Raw genomic sequence first — 23889 nt, forward strand, 5'->3', positions numbered from 1 at the left:
ACGATGCAGGCGCTGGCTGGAAAAGAAAAAGGGCGCAGCCAAAGCTGCGCCCTTTCGATTTGTATGGAGCAGTGCCCTAGAGGGTGCGCTTGACCGTTTCGACGCGGAAGCATTCGATGACGTCGTTGGCGCGGATGTCTTCGTAGTTTTCGAAGGCCATGCCGCATTCCTGGCCGGTCTGGACTTCCTTGACTTCGTCCTTGAAGCGCTTGAGCGTCTTGAGCTTGCCTTCGTGGATGACCACGTCGTCGCGCAGGAGGCGCACACCGGCACCGCGCTCGACGATGCCTTCGGTGACCTGGCAGCCGGCGACCTTACCGACCTTGGTGATCTGGAAGACTTCGAGGATCTTGGCGTAGCCGATGAAGGTCTCGCGGCGCTCGGGCTTGAGCAGACCGCTCATCGCACTCTTCACGTCATCCACGAGGTCGTAGATGATGTTGTAGTAGCGGATTTCGATGCCGTCGCGGGTGGCGAGGTCCGAAGCCTGCTTGTTGGCACGAACGTTGAAGCCGATGACGATGGCATTGGATGCCGAAGCCAGGGTGACATCGCTTTCGGTGATGCCGCCCACGCCGCTCATCAGGATCTGAGCCGACACTTCGTCGGTCGAAAGCTTGTTGAGCGAGGCCACGATGGCTTCGACAGAACCCTGCACGTCGCCCTTGATGATCAGCGGGAACTTGGAGATGCCGGCGATCTTGAGCTGATTCATCATCTGCTCGAGGCTCGTGGCACCGCCGCCGGCCGTCTTTTCACGGATGGCGCGCTGACGATACTCGGTGACTTCACGGGCACGGGCTTCGGTTTCCACCACCGAGAAGCGGTCGCCCGCGCTCGGCACCCCGTTGAAGCCCAGGACTTCCACCGGCACGGACGGGCCGGCTTCCTTGACCTGCTCGCCCTTGTCGTTGATGAGGGCACGCACACGGGCAAACTCGGTACCGGCGACGAGAATGTCGCCGATCTTGAGCGTGCCACGCTGGACCAGCACGGTTGCCACCGCACCACGGCCGCGATCGAGCTTGGCTTCGATGACGAGGCCTTCGGCACGACCGTCGCGGGCGACCTTGAGCTCGAGCACTTCGGCCTGCAGCAGGATGGTTTCGAGCAGCTTGTCGAGACCGGCCTGAGTCTTGGCCGACACTTCCACGTCGAGCACGTCGCCGCCCATGGATTCCACGAACACTTCGTGCTGCAGCAGCTCGGTGCGGACGCGAGTCGGGTTGGCTTCGGGCTTGTCCATCTTGTTGATGGCCACGATGATCGGAACACCGGCCGCCTTGGCGTGCTTGATGGATTCGATGGTCTGAGGCATGACGCCGTCGTCTGCCGCCACCACCAGAACCGCAATATCGGTCGCCTGGGCGCCGCGGGCACGCATGGCGGTGAACGCCTCGTGGCCCGGCGTGTCGAGGAAGGTGATCTTGGCACCGTTCTTTTCGACCTGATAGGCGCCGATATGCTGGGTGATGCCGCCGGCTTCACCGGAAACCACATTGGCTTCGCGGATGGCGTCGAGCAGCGAGGTCTTGCCGTGGTCGACGTGACCCATGATGGTCACCACAGGCGCACGATCGGTCAGGTCTTCGGCCTTGTCGTCGGAGGCGATGTCGAAGAGGCCTTCTTCCACGTCGGCTTCGGACACGCGCTTGACAGTGTGGCCCAGTTCGCTGGCGATCAGCTCGGCGGTATCGGCGTCGAGCACGTCGTTGATCGTGGCCATCTGACCCTGCTGCATGAGCAGCTTGATCACGGTCACGGAACGTTCGGCCATGCGGTTGGCCAACTCGGCCACCGTAATCACCTCGGGGATAATCACTTCACGGCTGAGCTTGGGCGCATCCTGCTGGTTGCGGCCCATCTTCTTGTCCCGACGACGGCGCATGGCCGCCAGCGAGGGACCGCGATCGCGATCGCTCTCGGTGGTGGCGCTCGACACCGTCAGGCGGCCGCGGTCATTGCTGTCCTGGCCGGTGCGGCGGGTGGGACGCTCGGGCGTGGCGCGCGAGGCGCGGCGGGCGTTTTCCAGTTCCGCTTCGGTGGTCGGACGCACCTGGGGTGCGCCAGTACGGGTGCGACGACCATCGGCTTCGCTGGGCGGAGCCGGGGGCATATTGCCGATCGGGGCCATGCCGGCGCCGGGGCGACGGTCGCCAGCCGGACGTCCGGCCGTGCCTGCGGGACGGCGTTCACCGGTGGGACGGGCGCCTGCAGCGGCGCGATCACCTGCCGGACGCGTGCCGGCAGCACCGCGTTCGCCATCAGGACGCCCGGTGGGACGATCTTCGCGACGCGGCGGACGGGCGGACTGACCCGGACGGCCGGAGACAGTGCGGACGGCCGAAGGGCCGGGATTGCGCTGACTGGCAGGGACGAATTCCTCGCGCGGAACGGGCGCCGGTTCCGGCTCCGCCTGACGGGCCTCTGCCTCTTCAGTGCGACGGGCTTCTTCGGCCTGACGGCGCTCCTCTTCCTGGCGCGCAGCATCTTCGCGCACCTGGCGGCGACGATTGTCTTCCTCGATGCGGCGCGCTTCCTCTGCCGCGAAGCGCTCCTTGTCCTCGGCCTGGCGCGCGCCGGCGAGAGCAAGTGCCTGACGACGGGCTTCAGCCTCGGCGGCACTTAGGCCCAGCGGGGCACGGTTCTGCTGCTGCATCGGGCGCCCGCCCTGCGGACGGCCACCGGGCGCACCGGGGCGACCGGCACCAGCCGGAGCAGCACCTGCAGGCTTGGGCACAATGCGCGTGCGTTTTTCCACGACCACGGTCGAGCGCGAAGGCCCACGCGACATCCCGCCGGGGCGATTGCCCAGCCCGGCGCCACTCTTGAGGGTCAGAGTCTTCTTGGCACCAGTGTCGTCGGAACGCTTGTCGTCGTTATCAGCCATACTACCTATCGTCTTTCGTCCTGTTCCGCGGGCAAAAGCACACCGGACGCCGGGAGGCGGTCGGTGTGGTCTTCCATCGCTGGGGCGGTGTATCTGGCCAGTCGCCTGGCCTTGTCCACCGCCGATTGGGCTGCCGCCCCGGTCATGAGGGCAGCATGTATCACATTTTCAAGCCCAAGTGCCAAACCCATTTGCTCACTTGAGAGAGATTCGAAATGCGGCACGTCCGGACCGGTCAGACCGGCCTCCTGCCGCGCATAGTTGAGAGCCCTGAGGGCCCCCAGCATCTTGTTGCGTCCGTCCTCGGCCGCGTCGGTCGCCGTCAGCAGCGCCAGCACCTGGCCGGACTGCAGGGCCGTTTTGACCTTGGTGGCGCCGGTGGTGAACTGGCCAGCCTTGCGCGCCATACCCAGAGCCGAAAGCAGACGTTGCTCGAGTCGCAGTCGGGTGAGATCGGCCAGATCGTCGGGTACGCTGACCTGGGCCTTGAGGCTGCGGGCGAACGCTTTCTTTTTGACCGCCTCCACCACCGCCTGGTGGCTGAGGGTAATCCACACGCCGCGCCCCTCGGCGCGCGCATCGACATCGGGGACGATGCTGCCATCGGGCCCAAGAACGAAACGCACCAGCGCCTCGACCGGCTTTTCAGTCCGGGTCAGGGCACAAGTCCTCACCATGTCCACGCTCCGGGCCAGGGCCGGGTGCTCCCGATAGGGGCGGTCTTAGACCGCCGCCTCCTCGGAGAGGCCGTCTTCGCTGCCGTCTTCATCGGCAGGAAGTTCATCGGCGCTGATCCAGCCGGCACGAATGCGCGCCTGCAAGATCATATCCTCGGCTTCCTCGCGGGATACGGGGAAGTCCTTGAAGGTACCGTCAAAGCGCTTGGTTTCACCGTCCTTGCGTTCGCTCCAGCCGACGAGATCGTCGGCAGCGCAGCCGGCGAAATCTTCCACCGACTTGATATCTTCCTTGCCCAGCGCGACCAGCATGGCAGCGTTGAGACCAGGGATTTCGTAGAGTTCGTCCTCGACACCCAGCGCCTTGCGCTCGGCATCGAACTTGGCATCGATCTCGGCCAGATATTCGGCGGCTCGATTCTGGATTTCGCCGGCCGTCTCTTCGTCGAAGCCTTCGATGGAGGCAATTTCGCCCGGCTCGATGTAGGCCAGTTCCTCGACGGAGGAAAAGCCTTCCGAAGCCAATAGCTGGGCAACCATCTCGTCGACGTCAAGGGCCTGCATGAAGAGAGTGGAGCGCTCGGTGAATTCCTTCTGCCGGCGTTCGCTTTCTTCCTGCTCGGTCAGGATGTCGATATCCCAGCCGATCAGCTGCGACGCGAGGCGCACATTCTGGCCACGACGGCCGATGGCGAGCGAGAGCTGCTCATCGGGCACCACGGTTTCGATGCGCTCGGCCTGTTCGTCGAGAACCACCTTGGCCACATCGGCCGGCTGCAGTGCCGAGACCACGAGGTCGGCAATGTTGTCGGTCCAGGGAATGATGTCGATCTTTTCGCCCTGCAATTCGGCAACCACGGCCTGCACGCGTGAACCCCGCATACCGACGCAGGCGCCGACCGGATCGATCGAGGAATCGTTGGAGGTCACGGCGATCTTGGCGCGCGAACCCGGATCGCGGGCGATCGAGCGGATGGTGATCACGCCATCGTAAATTTCCGGCACTTCCTGCATGAACAGCTTGGCCATGAACTGCGGATGGGTGCGCGACAGGAAAATCTGCGGCCCACGCTGCTCGCGGCGGACGTCATAGATATAGGCGCGGACGCGATCGCCATAGCGGAACAGTTCGCGCGGGATCAGTTCGTCGCGGCGGATGATGGCTTCGCCACGACCGAGATCGACGATCACATTGCCGTATTCGACGCGCTTGACAGAGCCGTTGACGATTTCGCCGACGCGGCCGGTATATTCCTCGAACATCTTGTCGCGCTCGGCGTCGCGCACCTTCTGCACGATGACCTGCTTGGCCGACTGGGCAGCGATACGGCCGAATTCCATGGGAGGAAGCGGCTCGGTCAGAAAGTCGCCGATCTTGGCGGTCGGGTTCTTGACCTGGGCGAACTTGAGCGGGACCTGGCGGGACGGCTCCTCCACCTCGTCGACGATCTCGAGCAGGCGCCACATGCGGGTTTCACCCGAACGCGGATTGATCTCGACCTTGATCTCGGTCTCGGCGCCATAGCGGCCTTTGGCAGCCTTTTCCATGGCGTCCTGCATGGCCTCGATCACAACCATGCGGTCGATGTTCTTTTCGCGCGCAACAGCGTCGGCGATCTGCAACAGCTCAAGGCGATTGGCTGAAACGGCCATCAGTTCTTCTCCTCGGAAGAATTATCTTTGTCTTTCGCAGTCGTGTCCTCGACCATATCGGTCGCCGGCTCGTCAGCGATTGCGTCGTCATTGTCGGCGTCGGCATATTCGACCGTTTCGGTCTCGTCGTCGTCGATCGGATGCAGCTCCTGGTCGGCGCGGGCCATGTCCATGAGCTTGTCGGTCATCACCAGCTTGGCTTCGGCGATGGTGGTAAAAATGAGCTTGTGATCGGGATCGGTGCCGCCGGGCGCATCGGGCAGGCGAATGGTGACACCCTCGTCGTCCACGGCGTGAACATGGCCACGAAAGCGCTTGCGCCCATTGATCATGTCGAGCAGTTCGACCTTGGCTTCATGCCCAAGGAAGCGCTCGAAATCACGCTTGCGCACCAGCGGGCGGTCAATGCCTGGCGAAGACACTTCCAGGTGATATTCGCGATCGATCGGATCTTCGACGTCGAGCACCGGAGACAGGTCTTTGGACAGAGCCTCGCAATCGTTGATGTTGAAGCGGCCGTTCTCGTCTTCGGCCATGATCTGGAGCGTGCAACCGTTTTCCGGCGTTACCTTCACCCGCACCAGCGCATAGCCCAGGCCATTGGCCACGGGCTCGACGATTCGAGCAATACGGGCTTCTAGCCCGGTTTCCTTGATGTAGCGCTTCTCGGTAAGGTCGAAAGCCAAATTGAGGTCCCGGATAACAAAAAGAGCGGGGGCCTTCCGGCACCCACTCTCGAATGAGAGCAACGATGTTGGCGCTGATATAGCCCTTGAGGGCCCAAATGGCAAGCGCATGGACATCAAGGGTTCATAAGTGCTCGAACGCGCCCCCGAGGCCACAGACAGAAAAATAATCATTTGTTAAAGCCCCGGCTTCAAGGTCAGCCCGTCCAAGCAGCGCGATTGGATTATCCATGTCAGCAGTTCCCAGCCCTTCAAGCTTCGTTCCCGCGGCCGACGCGGAACGGTTGGCAGCGCTCGAGCGCTTCGACATCCTGGACACGCCTGCCGAGCCGGCCTTCGACCGTATCGCGCACCTGGTTCGCCTGATCTTCGAGGTCGAGACCGCGCTCGTCACCATGATCGATGCTCACCGCCAATGGTACAAGGCGGCACTGGGCACATCGCTGACGGAAGTGCCGTTGGGCGACAGTTTCTGCCAATACACTCTGGCCGCCGCAAAGCCGCTGGTGGTGCCCGATGCATCGCTGGACGCCCGCTTTTCCGTCAACCGCCACGTCACCGCCCCCGATGGCATCCGCTTCTATGCAGGGGTCCCGCTGGTCACATCGGACAAGCAGATTATCGGCACCATCTGCGCCATTGACCGAACCCCGCGTTCGTTCTCGGAACGTGAGCTCGCAATCCTCTGCGAACTGGCAGAGGTGGTGATGAGCGAACTGGAGCTGCGCCAGCTGGCAACCAGCGACGGGCTGACCGGGATTGCCACGCGCCGCGCTTTCAAGGCGGAGGCGGAAAAGTATGTCGCACTGGCTCGCCGACACCGCAGCCAACTCTCGGTAGTGACGTTCGACGTCGATCACTTCAAGAAGGTCAATGACGCCTACGGCCACGCTGGCGGCGACATGGTGCTCAAGGCTATTACCCGGGCCGCGCAGGACGGACTTCGCAAGAGTGATCTGCTGGGCCGGCTGGGCGGAGAGGAGTTCGCGGCCGTGCTGCCGGATGCCGATGCCGCCGCCGCCATGGCCGTGGCGGAAAAGCTGCGCTACGCCTTCCGCGGCCTCGACTTTCCCGGGAGCCGACCGCCTATCAAGGTCACGGCCAGTTTCGGCGTGGCAACACTCGACCCCGGACGCGACGATCTCGACAGCGTTCTGCTCAAGGCCGATGAAGCCCTTTACGAAGCCAAACGCTCTGGCCGCAACAAGTCGCTAGCCTGGCGTGGCGCGACCACCGCTACCGTTGCCGATCCCGTAGACCGCCGACGGGTGCTCAAGGCCGGACGCCTCGTGTTCAACGCCAGGCGCTCGACCCTTGATTGCACGGTACGCGCCCTCTGGGAGAATGGCGCAGAGATCCAGGTGGCGTCGCCTGCAGATATTCCGGAAGAGGTGACGCTCGAGGTGGTTTCGAGCGGACATAGTTGGGATGCTCGGGTGGTTCAGCGCCGTCCTACCAGCCTCGAGCTGGCATTCGGATAAGCGCTACTTTTCCCAAGTTACATTGGCCACATCCGCGCCCGCATCTTCAAGCAGGCCGCGCAGATCACTGACCATCTCGTCAGGACCGCAGAGATAGAAATTCTGATCGAGCCGCGTCACGTGAGCTCGAATGAAGTCGGCGTCGATCCGCTCCTGCAGCAAGCGCGACTTGGCATCTCCGGTGACCGTCCAGATCACTTCGAGGCCTTCCATGGCTTCGAACTCGTCGCGCAGGATGATGTCCTGTTCCGTGCGATTGGAGACGACAAGACGGTTTCCGGCGATCTTGCCCGATGCGTTGAGCTGGCGCAGGATGGCGATGAAGGGCGTGACCCCGGCGCCGCCCGCAATGAATGTACCCGGCCCGCGATACTGGATGGTCCCCCAGACATCGCGAAGGATCAGCTTGTCGCCTGCCCCGAGCGACCAGAGTTCGTTGGTGACACCGGGATGATCGAAATAACTCTTGATGGTGAATTCGAGAACATCGGCATCGGGCAAGCTGGTGAAGGTGAACGGGCGCTTCCTGTCCTGCCAGCCATCGCGATCGATGCTGACTTCCGTGGCCTGACCAGGCGCGAACCGGTACCCCTTGGGCCGTTCGAGCCGATAGTGCCGGACATTGTGGGTCACCGGGATGGTGTCGAGAATCCTGACGCTGGTCTGCATGATGGCGCTCCTTCAGCATGCTAAACCAATGGCGCATCTGCGGGGTTGCACGGGGTGGTTCCGTGCATGGAACCCGGTTTCGCAGACGACACCTCGTTTCCCTGAAAACCCTTGATTTCGCATGGAAAACTCTCGGCGCATAGCACCGGGTTTCAAGTGCAGAAAAGTGGAATTTCGCCGCTTGCAGGTCAGTTCGGGGGTGATCATTTCCGGATTGTTCAAACCAGAAAGGATCATCCTCCCATGATCAAGAACACTGTAATCGCCCTCGTGACCGCTGCTGCCCTGGCCGGCGTTGCCGCCCCCGCAATGGCATCGACCTCGTCGCTGCTCGAGACGGCAGACACCACCAATTTCGACGCGGCCTATGTCCAGGCCCAGCTCGAAGCCAAAGGCCTCAATGTGACCCAGGTCGAGGAATGGGGCGAATATGTCGCCGCGCTGGTGGTGGATGCCGACGGCAAGTCGACGTTCTCGTACTTCAAGCCGACAACGCTCGAACAGGTCAATTTCTGATCCATGCGATCCCGGCGCCGTCAGACCTGACGGCGCCCGAACCGCCTGTCAGTAAGCGGGCCGTTCGTCCACAGCGTCAAACAGCCGCCGGGCCTGTTCTACCGCCCGGCGATTGCGCTGAGCGAAGCTGTGCCAGTCATCAGCCAGCGCCAGCAATTCCCGGCCCAGTTCGGTCAGATCATACTCCACGCGCGGCGGAATAGTCGCATAGGCAGTGCGGGTGATGTAGCCATCCCGCTCCAGCTCCCTCAGGGTCTGGCTCAGGGATTTTTGCGGTACCCCACCCATGTTGCGGCGCAACTCGTTGAAGCGCATCGTCCCGCTTCGCAACTGAACGATGACCACCAGGGTCCACTTACTGGGCCGGATGACCAACAGTTCATGGCTAGCCTCTGCTTCGGCACCCGAAATGGACATTGACGCTACTCCGCTTGACGCTGACCCCGATATGGGGCGTTGCGCGCCAAGGTCCAGAGCGGTGCGACATGAAACCTCTGCAAGGTGTCCGGGGGCGCTACACGGCCTTGCGCACAAAACTGAAGTAGAAACTGACCATCCGCCCCTCGCGACGGGCCTTCTGCTCGTAGCGCGTCGGCTGCCACCCTGGGTAGGGAATGTGCCAGCTGCCAGGCTCATTCGCCTCGAAACCGAAGCGTGGCTCGCGCACGATATGGGCAAGGGTCCAGTCGGCGTAGTCCTCGATATCGGAAGCGAAGAAGAAGGTGCCGCCTGGCCGGATGACGCGCGCCAGCTGGTCGAGCGTGGTGGGTGAGACGAACCGCCGCTTGTGATGACGGCTCTTGGGCCAAGGATCGGGATAGAGCAGGTAGACGGCATCGACTGACGCGTCGGGAAGCGCCACTAGGAGTTTGAGCGCATCATCGGTAAAGAGCCGGACATTTTCGAGGCCACCGGCTTCGATGGCCTGCACCATTTTGCCGATGCCACCGGTAAAAACCTCGCAGCCGATGAAGCCGGTGTCGGGTTCCTCCACCGCCTTGCGCGCGAGGTGTTCGCCGCCACCATAGCCGATCTCGATCACGATCTTGTTTGCATGCGGGAAGAGCGTTTGCGGGTCACAGGCGCCATTGAGCTGCAGCTCCACCTGCGGCAACAGGGCCGCCACCTGGGCCTTCTGCCCGTCATGCAGCTTCTTGCCGGAGCGGCGGCCAAAGAAGGCACGCGGTTCACCCGAGCGGGTCTTGGGGAGTTCGTGGTCGGTCATGGTTCCGGCTGCAGAATAGGTAAGGCCTCTCCTCCGCCATTCGCGGAAAAGAGGCCTTGGGTCAATCATTCAATCTCGGAGGATCAGGCCACCGCGGCCTTCAACGCTTTCACGAGATCGGTCTTTTCCCAGGAGAAACTGCCGTCACGACCAGCCTTGCGGCCGAAGTGGCCATAGGCTGAAGTCTTGGCGTAAATGGGCTTGTTGAGATCGAGATGGGTGCGGATGCCGCGCGGCGTGAGGTCCATCACCTCGGCCAGAGCCGTTTCGAGTTTTGCTTCATCAACCTTGCCGGTGCCGTGTAGATCGACATAGATCGACAGCGGCTTGGCGACACCAATGGCATAGCTAAGCTGAATGGTGGCACGATCGGCGAGGCCGGCGGCCACCACGTTCTTGGCTAGGTAGCGCGCGGCGTAGGCGGCAGAGCGATCGACCTTGGTCGGATCCTTGCCCGAGAACGCACCGCCACCGTGTGGCGCAGCACCACCATAGGTATCGACGATGATCTTGCGGCCGGTCAGGCCTGCGTCGCCATCGGGACCGCCAACGACAAATTTGCCGGTCGGATTGACGTGCCAGACCGTGTCGTTCGCAATCCAGCCTTCGGGCAAGGCCTGGCGGATATAGGGCTCGACGATCTTGCGGACGTCGGAGGACGTGAGCTTATCGTCGAGATGCTGTGTGGAGAGCACGATCTGGGTCACGCCGACCGGCTTGCCGTTTTCATAACGGACCGTGACCTGGCTCTTGGCATCGGGACCAAGGACGGCGGCCGGACCCTCGCCCGATTTGCGGGCCTCGGTCAGGGTCTCGAGAATCTTGTGCGCGTAGTAGATCGGCGCGGGCAGCAATTCCGGCGTTTCCCGGCTTGCATAGCCGAACATGATGCCCTGGTCGCCAGCGCCGACATCCTTGTTGCCCGCGGCGTCGACGCCCTGCGCGATGTCGGCCGACTGGCCATGAAGAAGAACATCGATCTTGGCGGTCTTCCAGTGAAAGCCGGACTGCTCGTAACCGATGGCGCGGATGGCCTTGCGGGCGGCCGACTTGAACTTGGCCGGGTTGACGATCGGCGCACCAGAAGCGTCGGTCAGTACGGTGCCGTCCTTGCCCTTCTTGAGCAAGGTCTCAGGCACGCGCACTTCACCGGCGATGACGACCCGATTGGTGGTCGCAAGGGTTTCGCAGGCGATGCGGACCTGGGAAGGATCCATGCCGGCTTTCTTGGCTTCCTTGAAGACCAGATCGACGATCTCGTCGGAGATGCGGTCGCAGACCTTGTCGGGATGGCCCTCGGAAACGGATTCCGAGGTGAACAGATAAGATGATCGGGCCACGTTAAACCTCATGAAGGTGGCGAGGGCGCACGGGCGGGTGCGCGTGCGGGGACACATTCCCCAGCACTTTCAGCCTCGCTTCTCGCAGGTCCCGCAGGCGAAATCAATAGGCATATAAAGAATGCTTTATATCGCGACCGTGAGGCATACGGGGGTTGCCATGCCTTTTCTTGGTCACCGCTCTGTGCCAAGGAAGAATGAGTTTGAAAGCGAGACGATATCCATGGCCATCCGAGTGCATCGCGGCGACCTGCCCAATCTTTCCAACTATGGCCGCGAAGTCGCGATCGACACCGAAACAATGGGCCTGCATCCGCATCGCGACCGGCTTTGCGTCGTGCAACTTTCCCCCGGGGACGGCAGCGCTGACGTGGTGCAGATCCCACAGAACGCCAGCGAGGCGCCAAACCTGGTCAAGCTGCTCAGCGATCCGGGCGTCACCAAGATTTTCCACTATGCGCGCTTCGACGTCGCCGTGCTCCAGAACCGTTTCGGCGTAGTGACCGGCCCTGTTTACTGCACCAAGATCGCCTCGAAACTGGTGCGCACCTATACCGACCGCCATGGCCTCAAGGACCTGGTGCGCGAATTGCTCAACGTCGATCTCAGCAAGCAACAGCAGAGCTCGGACTGGGGCGGCGACAAGCTGTCGGACGCGCAGCTCGATTATGCGGCATCTGACGTGCTGTACCTGCACGACCTCAAGCGCCATCTCGATCGCATGCTGGCCCGCGAGGGTCGCACGGAACTGGCCCAGTCGTGTTTTGATTTCCTCAAGACGCGCTGCGCGCTCGATCTGCTTGGTTGGGAAGAGACCGACATTTTCGCGCATAGCTGAGACCGGTATCCAGCATGACCGCGACGGCAGGCACGGGGCAGAGATATCGGCGTCTGGCCCGCCGGAACCGGTGGGTTGGCGTGCTGCGCTTGGCCGTCCCAGCGATGGGATTGCTGGTACTGGCCGGACTTGTCGGCCAGATCGTGATCGCCAGTGTCGGTAGCCGTTTCGGTATCGACCGGCTTACCATCACCCCCGAGGCAGTCGCGATCGAGGCGCCTGAATATGTGGGCACGCTCTCGGATGGATCGTCCTATCGCGTCTGGGCGGTTTCCGCCCGTGCCGCCGCAGAGAGCAGCCATCTCATCGACCTGACCGATGCCACGCTGGTCATCGACCGGATCGACGGGGTGCAGCTGACCATGGAGGCGCGTGAGGCTCAGCTCGATACCGCCCAGCAGCTGACACTGGTGCCCGGCCGTGCCGATATCGCGGACTCGACAGGAACCACCGGCACGCTGGACGATTCCATCTTCGACTGGCATAGCCAGTTGCTTACAACGCGCGGTGCTGTGTGGATCGACAATGCGGATGGCTCGACCATCCGGGCCAAGGGCCTGGTCTACGACGCAGCAGCTATCGTCTGGACCTTTAATCGTTCGGTCGTCACCCTACCATCGACCCCCGGGGAGGGCGCGACGGAGGACACAGGAGAAACCTCCCAATGAAACCGATCCGGTCCATCTTCGTCCTGTTGCTGATGAGCCTGCCGGTCCTGGCGCAAAACCCGGTCGAAATCACCTCGGACAAGACGGTGATGAATGACGACAAGCGCGAGGTCATCTTTACCGGCGACGTTGTGGTGGTGCACCCGACCGTGACCGTATGGGCACCCGAGGTGATCGCGACCTATGGCGAGGGCGGCACCAGCGATATCGAGACTTTCGTTGCTACTGGTGGCAATGTGCGGCTCAAGACCAAGGACCAGGACGCCACCGGCGAACACGCTGTCTATACGCCTGGAGACCAGCTGCTGCGGCTGACGGGGAATGTTGTGGTGACCAATGCGAGCGGCACGGTCAATGCAACCGAACTGGTGGTGAACCTTGCCACGAGTGTATCGACGTTCACCAGTGGCGGCGGAGGCCGCGTGACCGGGGTCTTCACATCGCAATGAGTGTGGACGCCCGCCCGCGCATCGACCAGACCGGATGGCTGGTCGCCCATAACCTGGCCAAGAGCTTCGGCAAGCGCACCGTGGTGCGCGACGTTTCGCTGGCGGTGAGACGAGGCGAGGCCGTTGGCCTGTTGGGGCCAAATGGCGCCGGCAAGACTACGGTTTTCACCATGATCATGGGGCTGGTCAAACCCGATGCGGGCAAGATCATGCTCGACGGCCAGGACATAACCCGGCTGCCCTTGTTCCAGCGCGGGCAGCTGGGCATCGGCTATCTGCCTCAGGAGCCCTCGATCTTCCGGGGTCTGACAGTCACCGGCAATATCATGGCGGTGCTGGAGAATTCGGTTCACAACCGCCAGGAACGCAAGCAACGGCTCAATTCGCTGCTTGAGGAATTTTCCATCAGCCACATCGCACAGTCCAACGCCCTGGCACTATCGGGCGGCGAGCGGCGACGCGTCGAGATCGCCCGCGCCCTTGCCGCCGATCCAGGCTTCATGTTGCTGGACGAACCCTTTGCGGGCGTCGATCCGATCGCGGTGGCCGAGGTCAAGGGCCTCGTGCGCCAGCTGACCCAACGCGGCATCGGTGTGCTTATAACCGACCACGCCGTGCGCGAAACGTTGGGGCTGGTGGACCGTGCCTACCTGATCCATGGCGGCAAGGTGATGATCCAGGGCAAGCCCGAAACGATCAGTGCCGATCCGGAAGCGCGAAGGGTGTATCTGGGCGACAGTTTTTCCATCTGAAACGCCACTGACGGAACGCCCACAACTGGCATGAAACTTGCCCTATGGGCAGAATTGAGTCATGGTCCGCCCGGGAAGTCGCCGCATGCGGCGCGAATTGTTTGCATCCAAGGGCCTTTACGCATGGCGCTTTCGCCGCGGCTGGAGTTTCGTCAGAGCCAAAGCCTGACCCTGACGCCGCAGCTGATGCAGTCGATCCGGCTGCTCCAGCTTAGCCATCTTGAACTCAATACCTTTGTGGACGACGAACTGCTGCGCAATCCGCTCCTGGAACGCGAGGAGGGCGGTGCGGACGACAGCGCGAGCGAAGAACCGCAGCACGTTCCGATGGAAATGAGCGCCTACGAAGACACGGTGACCTCGGGCGAACGGACCAAGGATGCTGCCGAAATTGCCGAAGGCTACGATACCGCCGTCGAAAACGTCTTCCCCGATGCCGGACCAGCGGAACAGTCCGCAGGGTCGGGTCCTGATCGCAATGGCAGTTTCGATGGTGGCGAGGCGCCGGACCTCGATCAGTATGTGGCCAGCCGCCCGAGGCTGAGCGATCATCTTGAGGCGCAGGCGCAGATGCTGCTGCGCACGCCTGCTGACCGCCTTATCGCCCAACATCTCATCGATGGCCTCAACGAAGCCGGGTATCTCGTAGTCGAGCCCGAAGCGATCGCCGAACTGCTTGGAGCTGAGCTCGAGGATGTGGACGCCGTGCTCGAGGTGATGCAGGGTTGCGATCCCACGGGCATTTTCGCGCGTAATGTCGCCGAGTGCCTGGCTCTGCAACTGCGCGAGCGCGACCGGCTCGACCCCATCATGCAGAAGCTGATCGAAAACCTGCATCTCATCGCTGATCATAACATGCCGGCCTTGCTGCGGGCCGTGGGATGCGACCGCGAGGACCTTGGCGAAATGCTCGCCGAACTCCGGCTCCTCGACCCGCGGCCGGGACTGGCATTCGACAGCACCGCGGTGGAAGCGGTGGTGCCCGACGTCTTCGTGCGGCAGGGACCCGATGGCGGCTGGCAGATCGAACTCAATTCCGACGTGCTGCCCAAGGTGCTGGTCAATCGGGTCTACTACGCGTCGGTTACCAAAAAGACCCGCGATACGGCCGAGAAAACCTTCCTTTCGGATTGCCTCAACACAGCCAACTGGCTGACAAAAAGCCTCGATCAGCGCGCCCAAACCATAACCAAGGTGGCGGCGGAAATCGTTCGCCAGCAGGACGGCTTCCTGACGCATGGCGTGGCTCACCTGAGGCCAATGACGCTGAAGACCGTGGCCGAAGCGATCGACATGCACGAATCGACCGTGAGCCGCGTGACATCGAACAAGTACATGGCCACGCCGCGCGGCCTTTACGAGATGAAGTATTTCTTTACCACGGCGATCGCTTCAGCCGATGGCGGTGGCGATCATTCGGCCGAAGCGGTGCGTCACCGGATCAAGCAATTGATCGATACGGAGCCCGGCAACGCCATCCTGTCCGACGACACGATCGCCGACATGCTGCGCAAGGAACAGGGCATCGACGTAGCCCGCCGCACGGTCGCCAAGTATCGGGAAGGCATGAACATTCCCTCATCTGTGATCCGGCGGCGGCAGAAAAAGGATATGTCGCCAATTGCCTGAGGCGGCACGATCGCCACCCATCTCACCCGGCAAATCGACGTTCGTGAATCCTATGTGGCGGGGTCGTGGCTGTCATCTGCTTATTCGGTTCCCCGAGACCTCTTGCGCATGGACAGGTTCGTGTTCGCGGGTCTAGCATCCTTTCCGTCGGCACCACATTTATCAAGTGTCGGCAGACGCAGATCCCGTAGAGCCGGGAAGCGGCTTTTCGGAACTCTCGCGTCGAGCCCAACGACCGAAAGGAACAAAAGCCATGACCCTACGCGTTTCGGGAAAGAACATGGATGTTGGCGATGCCTTGCGCGGCAAGGCGGAGGAACATTTCGCCTCTGTTGTCGGAAAGTATTTCGACGGCGGCTACGACGGACATCTCACCCTGACCCCCGATGGTATCGGTTTCCGTGCTGACTGCGTGGTGCACCTGGATTCCGGCACGGTGCTGCAGGCCAGCGCCCAGGCAGGAGACGCGACCAGCGCATATGAAGTCATGGCGCTCAACATCGAAAAACGCCTGCGCCGCTACAACAGAAAGCTTAAGCAGCATCGCAAGGGCAATATTGCCAATGGTGTCGATGGACTTACGGCCCAATATACCGTCTTCGGCATTTCCGACGACATCGAGGAGTATGACGAAGACTATGCGCCGCCTGTGATCGCCGAAACAACCAAGAGCCTTCGACAGATGAGCGTCGAAGAGGCGGTAATGGAACTGGACTTTTCAGGACAACAGGTTGTGATGTTCCGCCACGCTGGACATGGCGGCCTGAATGTGGTCTACCGCCGCGCGGATGGCAATATAGGCTGGATCGACCCGGCCCTGGGCGCCAATTGAGCGACGCCCGCCAGTCCCGATAGCTGGTTAGATCCTAAGGCATTTTGATGGAATTGGCCGATATTCTGGCGGAGCATGCGGTGCTGACTTGCACCGGCGTGCGCAATAAGCGCCAGCTCTTTGAAATTCTTGCGCAAAAGGCGGAAGAACTCACCGAGTTTCCACAAGAGCAGATCCTTGCGACCCTTGAGGGTCGCGAGGAACTCGGCTCGACGGGATTGGGTAACGGCATTGCCATACCGCATGGCAAGGTTCAGGGCCTCAAGGGCGTAATCGCTATTTTCGTACGTCTCGATGGGCCTATCGAATTCGACGCCGTCGACGATCAGCCGGTCGACCTGGTGGTCATGCTGCTCGCGCCTGTTGGTGCCGGCGCCGATCATCTGAAGGCGCTCTCGAAAGTTGCGCGGCTGCTGCGGACCGAAGCGGTGACCGAAAATCTTCGCACAGAGGATGATCCGCTGCGGCTGCATGCGCTTCTCACAGAGCCCCTGCAGTCGAATTACGCGGCCTGAACGGCAAAAAAATAAAAACCCCCGCATCATGCGGGGGTTTGCGTTTGGTGAGTCTTAGCGCACTCAATGCAGGGTAGCGACGCCAATATTCTGGTCGCCCAGCCATTCAGTGACGGCCTCGGTGGTATCGGCCACCATGAGTGGAGTGCCATCGGCGGACATGACCAGCTGATATTGCGTGGCTCCGTCGAATTCGGCATCGGAAATCATGTCTGACAGCAACAGGCCCGAAACCGGCTTGATATAGGCCACCGCATCTCCACCCAGCGCAGCGAACTGGGCGCGCGTCAGGTGTTTGAGGGGATTGGCGTCATCCAGGACGCCTTCTGCATTGCGCTTGTCCATCATTTTTCAGGCCCTTTCTTTGTTCTTTTCCTCACAGGGAGCGAATGTCGATCTGTCGGGCGATCTTGAGCGCCCGTGGGCGTTCGAGAGTAATAACGAGCATACCGTGCCCCAAAGTTGCATCCTTCACTTCCATGCCATCGGCGAGAAGGAAGGTCCGCTGGAACTGGCGTGCGGCAATGCCGCGATGCAGGAAGTCCCTGCTGGGTTCGTCGGCCTGCTTGCCACGGACCATCAACTGGTTGTCCTCGACGCTGACATCGAGGTCTGCGCGGGCGAAACCGGCTACGGCAATGGAGATCAGGAACCTTTCGGCTCCGTCGTCGCCGCTCGAGCGCTCGATGTTGTAAGGAGGATAGCCTTCCGCCGACCGCGCCAAGCGATCGATACGCTCTTCGAAGCTATCGAAACCCAGCAGGAAGGGCGCGGAAAACACGGAAATGCGCGACATCGTCTTCATCGTCCTTGATCATCAAGCAACGTCAGGCAGGAGACCCAATTCTGTGGCATCCACCGCCTGACGCAGATATGGGTCAGGAGCCGAGCAGGTTCAAGCCATCAGGTGCCCCATGTCCCAGACTGTCGCGATCATCACCCCCGCCTACAAGGCACAGGGCACACTGGCGGCCACCGTCCGCAGCGTTCTTGAGCAGACCCATGCCGACTGGCAGCACTGGATCATCGCCGACGACGGCTTCGATTATGAAGGGTTCCTCGAGGAACTGGGATTGAGAGACAGCAGACAGGTGTTTCTCGGAAGCGGCGGCATCGGCCGTGGGGCGTCGGTGACGCGAAACGTGGCGCTCGACAGGATCGATACGCCTTATGCAGCGATCCTGGATGCTGACGACCGCCTAAAACCGTCAAAGCTCGAAAAGGCGGTGGCAGCGCTGGGCGAGCACGGCATCGTGACCACGGCCCTCGACGTGATGACGGAGGATTTTCGGCATTTGCGGTTGGTGGGCGCGGGAGCGGACCGAGTGCTGAGCCCCGGCGAGCACAAATGGGTGAGCATCTCGATGGATGCGATGGTGGTCTGGGATCGAAACCGGGGCGATGGCCGGTTCGACCCTCACATGAGCAACATGACCGATCTTGAGTTTCTTCTTCAGCTCTACCGGACCATTCCCAATAGCTACCACTCAGGCAAGCCGCTCCACGATTACATCAAGCGTGACGGATCCATGAGCAATGGCAAGGATGTCGCGGCGGGCATGATCGCCTCCAAGCGGGAAATCCTGCGACGTCTCGAAACCGGGCATTATCAACTGGCGGCATCAGATGTGGCCGGGCTGCGCGACTTCCTGCGGGTTTCGATCGAAGCTGAAGCGGCTTATGGCTCGGCACTGGCGGCCCGCCCCGGACTACTGTTCGAAGACCATCTCGAGCCCATGCTGGCAGCGGCTGGCGCCTGATCAGTCCAGGAGGATCGCCTGAATGTCGTCGTGGATGGCCTTCCAGTCCTCGGCGCTGATGGGATGAAAATCAAAACCCCGCAGCAGCATGGCGCCTTCACAGGCCAGCAGCGCCAGCCGGGCCTTGCGCCCGGATAGCGTCGTGAGATCAAGCCTGCCCAGAATGCCAGCATAATATTCGCGGGCGCCTTTGCGATATTCGGGAGACCGCATAAAATTGGCGATCAGCGCCACGCTGCGCTCTGTGATCAGCGTTTCTGCGTCACGGCTGGCCAGCACATGGGCTTTGGCCCAGTTCTCACCGCTGTCGCCCATGCGAGCAATGAATTCTTCGGCGATGGCGTCCATCGAGGCGAAGACCCGGCTGAACAGGGCGTCGATCAACGCATCCTTGCTCGGGAAGGCGTAGAGTACGCCGCCTTTGCTGACCCCTGCCTCGGCAGCCACGGCCTCCATGGTCAGTTGGCCGGCCCCTTCACGCAGCACGACGCGCTCGGCTGCATCGAGCAAAGCACCCCGGTCGATCGTCTGCTTGCGCCCCATCATTTCCTCTTTTCAATCCGTCCGGACGGATATATATGCCTCAGCCTTGGCATTTCAAATGAAATTGTCGCTGAAGCAAAGAGGTATTCCCATGTCTGCCCATCGCAACCGCTGGCTGGTTCTGATCGCGGTGATGCTCGCATTCACCCCGATCGTCATCGACATGACCATCCTGCACATTGCGGTGCCGTCGCTGACTATGGCGCTGAATGCCAGCGGTACGGAAATCCTCTGGATCATCGATATCTATCCGCTGATCATGGCGGGATTGCTGGTGCCGATGGGTACCCTGGCCGACCGGATCGGCAACCGGCGCATGTTGCTGACGGGCCTCGCGGTTTTTCTTGTTGCATCGGTCATTGCCGCATCTGCGCCGTCTGCGACTACCCTCATTGGCGCCCGCATCCTGCTTGCCGTCGGCGCTTCCATGGTCATACCCAATGTCCTGGCTCTCATTCGCCTCAGCTTCGAAAACCCCAGGGAGCGCGGCATTGCGCTCGGGTTCTGGGGCACGGTGGGTGCTGCGGGCTCGGCATTCGGCCCGCTTGTCGGTGGCTTTCTGCTCGAACATTTCTGGTGGGGCTCGGTATTCCTGATCAATGTTCCGGTGATGCTTCTCGTCTGGCCATTCGCCTTCGCCGTCCTGCCCCGGACCAAGCCTGCGGAAACGGGGCCTTGGAGCATAGGCCAGGCGCTGCTGCTGATCGCCGGCCTCATCGCCACGGTGTATGCGGCCAAGTCAGGGTTCAAGCCAGGGGCGTCCCTGCCCTTGACGATGGCAGCATTAGTGGCTGGATTGGCGCTCATCGTCATCTTCGTGCGCAAACAATTGCACGCGCACCAGCCCATGCTCGACATCGCGCTGTTCTCGCGGCCGGCCATCACCGTTGGGGTGATCATGGCACTGGCAGTAACTGGTGCGTTGGCCGGAGCCGAGCTCACAATCGCCCAGGAATTGCAGTTCGTCGTGGGCAGGACGCCGCTCGAGGCGGGGCTGTTCATGATGCCGCTGGTGATCGCCTCGGCGATCGGCGGACCGCTTGCCGGTTACGCGGTGAGCCTTGTGGGCCTGCGCATCGTGGCATCGAGCGCGCTTCTCGTGGCGGCGGCCAGTCTTGCCGGACTCGGCCTCAGCAATTTCCACGAACCCGGAGTGGGTGTGGTTGCCATGATGGCCGCGTTGGGATTGGCGCTCAGCATCGGGCTCACGGCGTCCTCGATCGCCATTATGTCGAGCGCCCCTGCGGATAAGGCCGGCGCCGCCGGGTCGCTCGAAGGGACTGGCTATGAGCTTGGGGCCGGGCTCGGCATCACCTTTTTCGGGGTGCTGCTCTCAGCCAGTTACGGGGGCGCTTTGCGTGTTCCCGCCGATCTCGCTGCAGAGGTGCCCGATGCGGCATCCCATTCCATAGGTGAAACCATGCTGGCTGCACGCGACCTCGGCGCGGCAGGAGACAGCCTGGCGGATGCGGCACGCCATGCCTTCACCGCAGCGCATTCCACCGTGCTGCTCAGTGCTGCGGCGCTGATAGCAGTAATGGCCGTCGCCGTGCTGGTGGCGCTGCGGCACTACCGCGATGCGGAAGCAGTGGCGGCGCACTAGCTATCAATGTCGTAAGCCGCCTCTCGATAGCACGCACCACCCGGCCAAGCTGGGTGGTCACGGTTGCGAAGGGGATAGTGCTCGGTGGATTGACCGGCCGGATTCAACCCTTGCCTCTGCCGACAATTCCCCCTATAGAGCCGCATCTCCGGATCGCCCGGCCAAAAGGCATGCCGTGGCGGTCTTTGAAAGCGAAGGCTCGCAAGAGCTGGATCAAGACCAATAAGGACCCGCAAAATGCCCAAGATGAAGACCAAGTCCGGCGCCAAGAAGCGTTTCAGCTTCACTGCCACCGGCAAGGTGAAGGCCGGCGTTGCCGGCAAGCGCCACCGCCTGATCAGCCACAACGCCAAGTACATCCGCACCAACCGCGGCACCAAGATCCTGTCGAAGGGCGACGAGGGTCTGGTGAAGTGGTACATGCCGTACAACCGCTAAGCTGGAAGGACACTAACACATGGCACGCGTAAAACGTGGCGTAACCGCCCACGCTCGTCACAAGAAGGTCTTGAAGGCCGCCGAGGGCTATTATGGCCGTCGCAAGTCCACGATCCGTATCGCCAAGCAGGCCGTCGAAAAGGCCGGCCAGTACGCGTATCGCGATCGTCGCGTCAAGAAGCGCAATTTCCGCGCTCTCTGGATCCAGCGCATCAATGCTGCTGTCCGTGACCACGGCCTGACCTACAACCGATTTATCGACGGCCTCAGCAAGGCTGAGGTTGCCGTCGACCGCAAGGTGCTGTCCGATCTCGCGATCACCCAGCCCGAAGCGTTTGCGGCACTGGTCGTCAAGGCCAAGGCAGCACTGGCGTATCTCGCCGACGTGGACTCCGTTACCCACGCTCGCGTTACCGCCTAAGCTCACCCCTCCTCGCTGAGGTCAAAAATCGCGCCTTGCGCCGCCCGAAAGGGCTGGCGCGGGGCGTTTTGTTTTGGTCTAACACCGCCCGCAGCCGTCCGAATTCGAGAGCTTTCATGTCCCTAGACACCCAGATCGAAACATTGCGCACCGAGCTTTCCGCTGCAATTGCCGCGGCTGACACCGAAGCCGCGCTCGATGCTGTCCGCGTTGCGGCGCTGGGCAAGAAGGGCAGCGTTTCCGCCCTGCTCGCGACCCTTGGCGCGATGGCTCCGGAAGATCGCAAATCGGCCGGCCCGGCCATCAACGGTCTCAAGAGCGACATTGCCGCCCTGATCGAAACGCGTGGCCAGGCGCTCAAGGGTGCGGCGCTCGAAGCCCGGCTCAAGGACGAGACCGTTGACGTGACCCTCCCGCTGCGCCCGGCGCCGACGGCACGGGGTCGCATTCACCCGATTTCGCAGACGATCGACGAAATCACCGCGATCTTCTCGGATATGGGTTTTTCCATCGCCGAAGGGCCCGATATCGAGACCGACTATTTCAACTTCACTGCGCTGAACTTTCCCGAAGGCCATCCCGCGCGTGAAATGCACGATACCTTCTTCATGAAGCCAGGCCCGGACGGTGTGAAGAAGGTGCTGCGCACCCACACTTCGCCCGTGCAAGTGCGGGTCATGCAGAAGACCAACGAGAAGCCGGCTGCCGGCTACATGACCCCTGCAATGGATCCGCCGATCCGCGTGGTCATGCCCGGCCGCACCTATCGCAATGACTCGGACCAGACGCACACGCCGATGTTCCATCAGGTGGAGGGCCTTGTCATCGACAAGTCGAGCCACATCGGACAGTTGCGCTGGGTGCTGGAAGAATTCCTCAAGGCCTTCTTCGAAGTGCCAAGTGTCACCCTGCGCTTCCGTCCGAGCTTTTTCCCCTTCACCGAGCCGTCAATGGAAGTGGACGTCCAGTGCGACCGCTCCGGCTCCGAGGTGAAGATCGGCGAGGGCAATGACTGGCTCGAGATTCTGGGCTGCGGCATGGTGCATCCCAACGTCATCCGTAATGCGGGCCTTGACCCCGATGTCTACCAGGGTTTTGCCTGGGGCATCGGCATCGACCGCATTGCCATGCTGAAATATGGCATGCCTGATCTGCGCGCCTTCTTCGACGCCGACCAGCGCTGGATCGAGCATTACGGCTTCAGGCCTTTGGACCTGCCGACGCTGTTCGGGGGGCTTTCGAGCTAACCCGCTATGTCCGACGCCACGAGCAGCGACAAGCAGATTCGCTTCAGCTTCGGAGATTCTCCGGAGCTGGCCGATCGTCTGCTCGCGCTGGTGCTGGCGGGGAAGAAGACCGCGACCTGCGGGGCGTTGCGCGATCATAGCAATGGCGGGGACCCGATGCCCGAGGTGGGGCGCCGGGACATCGTGCTCAACGGCGCAGGCGAACAGGCCTGCGTAATCGAGACGCTGTCTGTCGAGACGCGGCGCTTTGACGACATCGGAGCCAATTTCACCGATCGCGAGGGCGAAGGCCCCTATGCCGAATGGCGCGCGGGGCACGAGGCTTACTTCGCCCGCAACGGCGGCTTCGCACCGGACATGGAGATCGTCTGCGAAACGTTCCGGCTCGTGTCGGTGCTGCCTGCGGGCCGTGAGGTCTATGATCGCGTCGCCACCCCGATCTTCATTGTCACCGACATCGAGTCGGACGGACCGACGCCGCTCCATAATTCCATGCTGAGCTTTGCCTCCGTCGCCATAGAAGCCGACGGGACGCGACATGGCGAATTCGAAGCCGTGCTGACGCAGCGCCCGGACCGCACGACCAATGAGACCACAATGGCGTGGTGGGCGACCCAGCCCGATGCCTGGAAGGCCGCGAACGAGGGCGCCGAGGATCCGGCGGTGGTCATGCCGCGTTTTGCAGACTGGGTTGAAAGCCTGCCCGGCCCAAAAGTCTTTGTGGCCGCGCCGATGATCTTCGATGGTCTCTGGATGGACCATTATCTCGACGCCTATGCCGGCACGCGCGCCCTTTCCGGGCCGTTCAAGGGTCGCCAGATCTTCCGGGGTGGCGGCATTTGCCTCTACACCATGGCCGGAACATTGCGCGGCGCATCCTATCTGGACTGGGGCATGAGCAAGCTGCCGGCCGAGTTCTATGGCCATATCGCCCACACCCATCGCGCCATCGACGACGCTCGCGGCTTCGCAAATGTGCTCGTCGAACTGTTCAAAATATCATCTGCGCTGCCGCCGATTACAGGCAGCAAGAGCGACTTCCGCTAAGGACCAAAGA

General features: G+C 62.0%; 26 protein-coding genes. 15 read left to right on the top strand and 11 right to left on the bottom strand.

Annotated elements, in window-relative coordinates; translation table 11 throughout:
* Positions 1 to 76: 76 nt before the first annotated feature.
* The 4 genes from infB to rimP form a co-directional block, all read right to left on the bottom strand.
* Complete coding sequence (gene infB / locus CCK88_RS15305; protein ID WP_425290643.1) at positions 77 to 2659, bottom strand: translation initiation factor IF-2; 2583 nt, start codon at positions 2657 to 2659, stop codon at positions 77 to 79.
* Positions 2660 to 2895: 236 nt separating this feature from the next.
* Positions 2896 to 3567, bottom strand: coding sequence for an RNA-binding protein (locus tag CCK88_RS15310; protein WP_086471448.1), 672 nt, complete (start codon positions 3565 to 3567; stop codon positions 2896 to 2898).
* Positions 3568 to 3612: 45 nt separating this feature from the next.
* The gene (gene nusA, locus CCK88_RS15315; protein ID WP_086471449.1) at positions 3613 to 5220 is read right to left on the bottom strand and encodes a transcription termination factor NusA; all 1608 of its coding nucleotides are present in this window, start codon (positions 5218 to 5220) and stop codon (positions 3613 to 3615) included.
* Complete coding sequence (rimP, locus tag CCK88_RS15320) at positions 5220 to 5906, bottom strand: ribosome maturation factor RimP (protein ID WP_244557557.1); 687 nt, start codon at positions 5904 to 5906, stop codon at positions 5220 to 5222. Before rimP ends, nusA begins: the two co-directional genes overlap by 1 nt.
* Positions 5907 to 6136: 230 nt before the next feature.
* Here rimP and CCK88_RS15325 point away from each other — a divergent pair, with 230 nt between their 5' ends.
* On the top strand, positions 6137 to 7387 hold the full coding sequence (locus CCK88_RS15325) for a GGDEF domain-containing protein (protein ID WP_086471450.1): 1251 nt from the start codon (positions 6137 to 6139) through the stop codon (positions 7385 to 7387).
* A gap of 3 nt (positions 7388 to 7390) precedes the next feature.
* Here the strand turns inward: CCK88_RS15325 and CCK88_RS15330 are convergent, their stop codons facing one another.
* Entirely contained in the window at positions 7391 to 8056 is a 666-nt protein-coding gene (locus CCK88_RS15330) for a ferredoxin reductase domain-containing protein (protein ID WP_086471451.1), read from the bottom strand.
* A 243-nt stretch (positions 8057 to 8299) separates the two neighbouring features.
* On the opposite strand from CCK88_RS15330, the gene CCK88_RS15335 reads away from it, so the two are divergent.
* Complete coding sequence (locus CCK88_RS15335; protein WP_086471452.1) at positions 8300 to 8572, top strand: PepSY domain-containing protein; 273 nt, start codon at positions 8300 to 8302, stop codon at positions 8570 to 8572.
* 48 nt (positions 8573 to 8620) lie between these two features.
* Here the strand turns inward: CCK88_RS15335 and CCK88_RS15340 are convergent, their stop codons facing one another.
* The 3 genes from CCK88_RS15340 to metK form a co-directional block, all read right to left on the bottom strand.
* Positions 8621 to 8989, bottom strand: a complete 369-nt coding sequence (locus CCK88_RS15340) for a winged helix-turn-helix transcriptional regulator (protein ID WP_086471453.1) — start codon at positions 8987 to 8989, stop codon at positions 8621 to 8623.
* Positions 8990 to 9086: 97 nt separating this feature from the next.
* Complete coding sequence (gene trmB / locus CCK88_RS15345; protein WP_086471454.1) at positions 9087 to 9797, bottom strand: tRNA (guanosine(46)-N7)-methyltransferase TrmB; 711 nt, start codon at positions 9795 to 9797, stop codon at positions 9087 to 9089.
* An 83-nt stretch (positions 9798 to 9880) separates the two neighbouring features.
* The gene (gene metK, locus CCK88_RS15350; protein ID WP_425290634.1) at positions 9881 to 11149 is read right to left on the bottom strand and encodes a methionine adenosyltransferase; all 1269 of its coding nucleotides are present in this window, start codon (positions 11147 to 11149) and stop codon (positions 9881 to 9883) included.
* A 211-nt stretch (positions 11150 to 11360) separates the two neighbouring features.
* On the opposite strand from metK, the gene CCK88_RS15355 reads away from it, so the two are divergent.
* The 7 genes from CCK88_RS15355 (at position 11361) to CCK88_RS15385 (ending at position 16820) form a co-directional block, all read left to right on the top strand.
* Positions 11361 to 11975: a ribonuclease D gene (locus tag CCK88_RS15355; RefSeq protein ID WP_086471456.1), complete on the top strand. Its 615-nt coding sequence runs from the start codon at positions 11361 to 11363 to the stop codon at positions 11973 to 11975.
* A 14-nt stretch (positions 11976 to 11989) separates the two neighbouring features.
* Positions 11990 to 12643, top strand: coding sequence for a hypothetical protein (locus CCK88_RS15360; protein ID WP_170926519.1), 654 nt, complete (start codon positions 11990 to 11992; stop codon positions 12641 to 12643).
* Positions 12640 to 13092 carry an LptA/OstA family protein gene (locus CCK88_RS15365; RefSeq protein WP_086471458.1) on the top strand — a complete coding sequence of 151 codons (453 nt, stop codon included), beginning with the start codon at positions 12640 to 12642 and terminating at the stop codon, positions 13090 to 13092. The genes CCK88_RS15360 and CCK88_RS15365 overlap by 4 nt, the downstream gene beginning before the upstream one ends.
* A complete protein-coding gene (lptB, locus tag CCK88_RS15370; protein ID WP_425290644.1) occupies positions 13035 to 13844 on the top strand; it encodes an LPS export ABC transporter ATP-binding protein in 810 nt (269 codons plus the stop codon). The genes CCK88_RS15365 and lptB overlap by 58 nt, the downstream gene beginning before the upstream one ends.
* Before the next feature lie 123 nt (positions 13845 to 13967).
* Positions 13968 to 15473 (top strand): RNA polymerase factor sigma-54, encoded by a 1506-nt coding sequence (gene rpoN, locus CCK88_RS15375; protein ID WP_086471460.1) that lies wholly within the window; start codon positions 13968 to 13970, stop codon positions 15471 to 15473.
* Between the two features lie 253 nt (positions 15474 to 15726).
* On the top strand, positions 15727 to 16305 hold the full coding sequence (hpf, locus tag CCK88_RS15380; protein ID WP_086471461.1) for a ribosome hibernation-promoting factor, HPF/YfiA family: 579 nt from the start codon (positions 15727 to 15729) through the stop codon (positions 16303 to 16305).
* A gap of 47 nt (positions 16306 to 16352) precedes the next feature.
* Positions 16353 to 16820: a PTS sugar transporter subunit IIA gene (locus CCK88_RS15385; RefSeq protein ID WP_086471462.1), complete on the top strand. Its 468-nt coding sequence runs from the start codon at positions 16353 to 16355 to the stop codon at positions 16818 to 16820.
* Positions 16821 to 16883: 63 nt separating this feature from the next.
* Here the strand turns inward: CCK88_RS15385 and CCK88_RS15390 are convergent, their stop codons facing one another.
* Together CCK88_RS15390 and CCK88_RS15395 are read right to left on the bottom strand one after the other, a co-directional pair.
* Entirely contained in the window at positions 16884 to 17168 is a 285-nt protein-coding gene (locus tag CCK88_RS15390; RefSeq protein ID WP_086471463.1) for a DUF1150 family protein, read from the bottom strand.
* A gap of 28 nt (positions 17169 to 17196) precedes the next feature.
* Positions 17197 to 17616 (bottom strand): Hsp20 family protein, encoded by a 420-nt coding sequence (locus CCK88_RS15395; protein ID WP_086471996.1) that lies wholly within the window; start codon positions 17614 to 17616, stop codon positions 17197 to 17199.
* A gap of 118 nt (positions 17617 to 17734) precedes the next feature.
* Between CCK88_RS15395 and CCK88_RS15400 the strand changes: the two genes are divergently transcribed.
* On the top strand, positions 17735 to 18580 hold the full coding sequence (locus CCK88_RS15400) for a glycosyltransferase family 2 protein (protein WP_086471464.1): 846 nt from the start codon (positions 17735 to 17737) through the stop codon (positions 18578 to 18580).
* On the opposite strand, the gene CCK88_RS18795 is transcribed toward CCK88_RS15400, so the two are convergent.
* A complete protein-coding gene (locus CCK88_RS18795) occupies positions 18581 to 19123 on the bottom strand; it encodes a TetR/AcrR family transcriptional regulator (protein ID WP_140049013.1) in 543 nt (180 codons plus the stop codon).
* Between the two features lie 91 nt (positions 19124 to 19214).
* Between CCK88_RS18795 and CCK88_RS15410 the strand changes: the two genes are divergently transcribed.
* The 5 genes from CCK88_RS15410 (at position 19215) to CCK88_RS18835 (ending at position 23879) form a co-directional block, all read left to right on the top strand.
* The gene (locus tag CCK88_RS15410) at positions 19215 to 20726 is read left to right on the top strand and encodes an MFS transporter (RefSeq protein WP_086471466.1); all 1512 of its coding nucleotides are present in this window, start codon (positions 19215 to 19217) and stop codon (positions 20724 to 20726) included.
* 237 nt (positions 20727 to 20963) lie between these two features.
* Complete coding sequence (gene rpmI / locus CCK88_RS15415) at positions 20964 to 21164, top strand: 50S ribosomal protein L35 (protein ID WP_046105910.1); 201 nt, start codon at positions 20964 to 20966, stop codon at positions 21162 to 21164.
* Between the two features lie 19 nt (positions 21165 to 21183).
* Positions 21184 to 21585: a 50S ribosomal protein L20 gene (gene rplT, locus CCK88_RS15420; protein WP_086471467.1), complete on the top strand. Its 402-nt coding sequence runs from the start codon at positions 21184 to 21186 to the stop codon at positions 21583 to 21585.
* A gap of 116 nt (positions 21586 to 21701) precedes the next feature.
* The gene (gene pheS, locus CCK88_RS15425) at positions 21702 to 22832 is read left to right on the top strand and encodes a phenylalanine--tRNA ligase subunit alpha (protein ID WP_086471468.1); all 1131 of its coding nucleotides are present in this window, start codon (positions 21702 to 21704) and stop codon (positions 22830 to 22832) included.
* A gap of 6 nt (positions 22833 to 22838) precedes the next feature.
* Positions 22839 to 23879 (top strand): ASCH domain-containing protein, encoded by a 1041-nt coding sequence (locus CCK88_RS18835; RefSeq protein ID WP_086471469.1) that lies wholly within the window; start codon positions 22839 to 22841, stop codon positions 23877 to 23879.
* The last annotated feature ends 10 nt before the right edge of the window (positions 23880 to 23889 follow it).

Source organism: Devosia lucknowensis, assembly GCF_900177655.1.
Classification (GTDB): Bacteria; Pseudomonadota; Alphaproteobacteria; order Rhizobiales; family Devosiaceae; genus Devosia; species Devosia lucknowensis.